This is a genomic window from Paenibacillus sp. 1-18, assembly GCF_000520755.1.
GTDB lineage: Bacteria > Bacillota > Bacilli > Paenibacillales > Paenibacillaceae > Paenibacillus > Paenibacillus brasilensis.
On record NZ_ASSB01000008.1, the window covers coordinates 1 to 4,409 of the forward strand.

Here is a 4,409-nt window from a genome sequence, read left to right on the forward strand (position 1 = left end):
CCGTCCTCCGCGTCCCTGACGACCTTCAAAGTTACGGTTAGAGGTAGACGCACAACGCTGTCCCGGTTGGAGCACGTCCGGATTCATCGCAAGGCACATGCTGCATCCCGCTTCACGCCACTCGAAACCTGCTTCCTTGAAAATAACGTCCAGTCCCTCTTGTTCAGCCTGAATTTTCACACGACCTGAACCTGGTACGACGATTGCCGTTACTCTGTTCGAAACCTGGTAGCCTTTGGCAACCTCAGCTGCAGCGCGCAAATCTTCAATCCGCCCATTAGTACAGGAGCCGATAAACACATAGTCAATCTCAATATCCGTGATCGGTGTGCCTGGCTTCAAATCCATATATTCAAGGGCTTTTTCAGCCGCTTTACGTTCGTTTTCTGTCGGCAATTCTGCCGGAATTGGTACGTTTGAAGAAATATCTGTACCCATACCTGGGCTGGTGCCCCAAGTTACTTGCGGAATTAAGGAATCCACGTCAAATTCCAGCACAACATCAAACTCAGCGCCTTCATCTGTAACAAGTTCCTTCCACTCAGCAACCGCCTGCTCGAAAGCAGGTCCTTGCGCTACATGCTCACGTCCACGCAAGTAATTGAAGGTGGTTTCATCTGGCGCGATCATACCGGCTCTAGCTCCGCCTTCTATGGACATGTTGCACACCGTCATGCGCTCTTCCATGCTCAATTCGCGAATGGATTCGCCAGTGTACTCAATAACATAGCCTGTAGCGAAATCTGTGCCATATTTAGCAATGACGCCCAAAATCATATCTTTTGCTGTTACACCTGGTTTCCGGCGGCCTACAAAACGAACTTCCATCGTTTTTGCCTTCGCCTGCTGGAGACATTGTGTTGCCAGCACGTGCTCTACCTCGCTTGTTCCGATACCAAAAGCAAGCGCCCCGAACGCACCGTGTGTGGAGGTATGGCTGTCACCACAAACAATCGTTTTCCCCGGATGAGTCAGACCAAGTTCAGGTCCCATAACGTGAACGACACCCTGATCAATGGTATCCAGATCATACAGTGTAACACCGAAATCGCGGCAATTTTGAGTTAAGGTATCAATCTGCTGTTTGGAAATCGGATCCGTAATATTGTAGCGATCAAATGTCGGTACATTATGATCCATTGTTGCAAATGTAAGCTCTGGACGACGCACCTTGCGTCCGCTAAGACGAAGCCCCTCAAACGCCTGCGGCGAGGTTACCTCATGGACCAAGTGAAGATCAATGTACAAAATACTCGGCTTTCCCGCTTCCTGATAGATGACATGGTTATCCCAAATTTTCTCGAACATGGTCTTTTTACTCATCAACATTCACCCCTGTGTTTTTCGAACTAGTGGAGAAAAGCTATATAGCTCTCTCTTGGATGTCAACAATATACCATGACATATTTGATTGGTCTAAGATATGATATCTATAGAAGTGATAGTCTTCACCTATAAGCACGCTTAGAAAGTTATAGATGAGGAAGATGAGGTTGTTATTGATATCTCATCGTAGGCATTACGCCTGCTTCAGGCTGCTGAGTTGCTGTAGCGTACCGATAGAAGTACAAAAAAAGGACAAAGCTATAGCAGCTCATCCTTTTGTAATATTAAGGTGATAACCCCCATATCATTCATTTACTACATTAGGCATTCTAGCAGTCAAAGCCCTATAGGTATGGGGATGAGTTTTTTTAATTGGACTGGTAACGGTATCCTTCCTCATCTCCAGTATTTCCACCGTACCTATGAGCGTGAGGGATTCTGCCGTTTACCGTTGTATACCCTTCAAATTGGTGGTAATGCCCGCCACCTGCCATTTGAATTGCGGGTCCTGTCGTTCCTCTAATAATGTGCGTATGTTGATCGTTAAGTGATGTCTCTGCATAATAATGATGAACATGCGGAACACCACTTGGAGCTGGTTGTGTTACTCCAGCGTAATGGTGATAGTGCCCAACATCAAACGAAGTATTACCTTTAAAAGGGTGAACATGAACATTAACTGGTCTTCCGTCCCACGAAGTAATAAAAAGCTTATGCGAATGATTGGAATTGGAATCGTCGGAATGAACAACGAAACCTGTTATAGGTATCTCCATCAGCAGCCACCTCTCTTTATCAAATGCTATATGCTATGAAAGAGGTGATGTAGATGTTCCGAACCAGCGTAAGCAGCTCCGTTAGGTAGTAGCTATCCAGCTCCATCAATTCGGGCGTGCTGCGCTCGGCTCCGGCCAGCGTAGCGCCTGCAGTAATCGGTACCAGCTTACGCTGTCCATCTTCCTGCACATCTTCTTTATACAATTCCATGTCACAAAAAGCGCAATAATACATATTGCCTTTTCGCTCTACAGCCGAACCACAATAACCGCATGTCTTCATATTCATAACCTCCCTGATCGGTAAAGAGCGTCCCTTAATAAAGCCGGGGAACATCCGACCAAGGTACGCAGTAGCTGGCTTCGCTGCATCGTTTTTTCAAATTCTTTGATTCCTCTCCCGTTCGGGCCTGGTATCCATGAAGATTCTTTAGCCAAAATAAAGCTATATTCAGCTACTAACTCTTGATTTGAAATTACTGTTCCAATAGGCAACAATGTGGTATTAGATTTTCGATACCCCTGTTCGGTAATTTTCTCTTTGACATTATAGACTTCCCTGAGATTAATTTCACCTGATGACATCCAAGGAATAGTGCCGTTTTCCCAATATGAATTATTTGTTCTGCTTGGGGTTCCTCCAGTTTTAACTTCAGTTATCTCCCCAATTTTTTTAATAGACCATAAAAACGGAATTCCTCCCAATTCCGTCTGTTTAAATTCTGTATGTCCGATTCCTCTGGTTAAGAGTTGTTGCTCGGAGAGATTATTATTCGTTAACTCAATAGTTGAAAAATGTTGGAGTAGTCGCTGCAAGTACTTCATCCGTGAGTACTACTTTACGGTTAAAATCAATTGGAGTTAGCACGCCTTCTAATGTCTGATTCTCATTTTCCAGGGACTCAAATGCTACATTAATAACGGTACCTATCCTGAGCATTTTTCCGAATTTCTTCCCAACGGGCTCCAAGTGGAACAAAAAACTGATACTGATCCGAATCTTCTGCTAAAATTCCACCAATCTCCTCCCCATGCTCCGAGATCAGTTCAGAACGTCTTTCATGGAAGACATCACTGAGTCGCTTAATAAAAGGAAGCCCGAATATATAACTTTCATAGTCACTAGAATCAATAGATCCCCGCAGGATGTCTGCTGATTTCCAGAGGTGAGATTCAAGTTCTTGTTGAGTTAATTTAGCCAACAATGCAGTCTCCTTTATAAGAATATTATAAGGTTTTTTTCCTAGTTCATGGTATATTTATACTAACTTATCAGAAAACCAATTCGTGAATTTGTATATTTAGTAGCTATGTACAACTAATTGATTCTACCCCCGCAGTTAAATCCTCAACGCCCGGAGTTGTATAAATTATGGTCATCTGTTCCCAATCTTCTTTGTAATATTAGTGTTCATTAAATAATTCCATTACTGAACTGTACCCCCAGATTATATGAATCTAGTCCTTTTTATGGTAAAATTAACATTACAATCAAAACTATATAGGGGGAATTAAAAATGAGAAAATCCATTTACCTTCTAACATCCACGTATTGTTAACAACAGCAATAGGTTGTTCAAATCAAAATCAAGATCAAGCTACTACTTCAAACAACTCAGAACAGAAGACTAACAATACCACAATTACTCAAGAAAATAAAAATGATTCAGACATGCAGAATGTTACAGAAGTTGCTACGCAATTTAAACTTACTGAATTTGAAGTAAGTGACTACAAAAAATCGATTACACCCGACTGGGTGGAGCAAAGAAAAAGTAAATTAGAATCACTAATGACAACAAGTTTTTTAAAAAAACAAGCTGACAATCGGAGAATTGCTCTTCCTCTAGAATTAGCTTCTCTTGAAAAAACAGATTTAACACTTGAAGACCTCAAAATCCAAGAGAAAAATGCAACAAAAGAATCCATGGAAATAACCTATTCGGGAAATCTTGTTTTGAAGGATAAAAACGAAAAAATTCCTTTAGAAGGCCAACTCACCTTCTTAAAAGAAAATGATACGTGGAAGGTTAATAACGATATCAATGTAGAGAAGCTTCAAGAATTCTTAGATAAGCATAAGTAAAAATAAAGATGGTATTCCTATTCTCAGGGATACCATCTTTATTTCTATCTATAGCTTTTTGTACAATTGTCTTTTTAACTATTAACCTTAATCAAATTTTTTTGAATATATGCTCTCTGAATCTTAGGTAAAAAAATTGGGTATTCGGATATTATGGTGGAGAAGGTCTTATAGTTGGCCCTTCTCAATTAGGAGTTTCAAATCGATGCGTTTCTTTAAGA

Annotated in this window: 6 protein-coding genes; 1 reads left to right on the forward strand and 5 read right to left on the reverse strand. The window is 41.3% G+C overall.

Annotated features, from left to right (window positions below; all coding sequences use genetic code 11):
• The 5 genes from leuC to L693_RS30920 form a co-directional block, all read right to left on the reverse strand.
• A partial coding sequence (leuC, locus tag L693_RS0100385) for a 3-isopropylmalate dehydratase large subunit (protein WP_025715576.1) occupies nucleotides 1-1,323 on the reverse strand: 1,323 nt, incomplete at its 3' end.
• 371 nt (nucleotides 1,324-1,694) lie between these two features.
• Nucleotides 1,695-2,102 (reverse strand): YmaF family protein, encoded by a 408-nt coding sequence (locus L693_RS0100390; protein ID WP_025715577.1) that lies wholly within the window; start codon nucleotides 2,100-2,102, stop codon nucleotides 1,695-1,697.
• 19 nt (nucleotides 2,103-2,121) lie between these two features.
• On the reverse strand, nucleotides 2,122-2,385 hold the full coding sequence (locus tag L693_RS0100395) for a hypothetical protein (RefSeq protein WP_025715578.1): 264 nt from the start codon (nucleotides 2,383-2,385) through the stop codon (nucleotides 2,122-2,124).
• Nucleotides 2,386-2,387: 2 nt separating this feature from the next.
• Nucleotides 2,388-2,927 carry a restriction endonuclease subunit S gene (locus tag L693_RS30915; protein ID WP_025715579.1) on the reverse strand — a complete coding sequence of 180 codons (540 nt, stop codon included), beginning with the start codon at nucleotides 2,925-2,927 and terminating at the stop codon, nucleotides 2,388-2,390.
• A gap of 89 nt (nucleotides 2,928-3,016) precedes the next feature.
• Nucleotides 3,017-3,304, reverse strand: a complete 288-nt coding sequence (locus L693_RS30920) for a type I restriction-modification system subunit M N-terminal domain-containing protein (protein ID WP_025715580.1) — start codon at nucleotides 3,302-3,304, stop codon at nucleotides 3,017-3,019.
• Between the two features lie 350 nt (nucleotides 3,305-3,654).
• Between L693_RS30920 and L693_RS0100410 the strand changes: the two genes are divergently transcribed.
• On the forward strand, nucleotides 3,655-4,188 hold the full coding sequence (locus L693_RS0100410) for a hypothetical protein (protein ID WP_197029819.1): 534 nt from the start codon (nucleotides 3,655-3,657) through the stop codon (nucleotides 4,186-4,188).
• Nucleotides 4,189-4,409 lie beyond the last annotated feature (221 nt).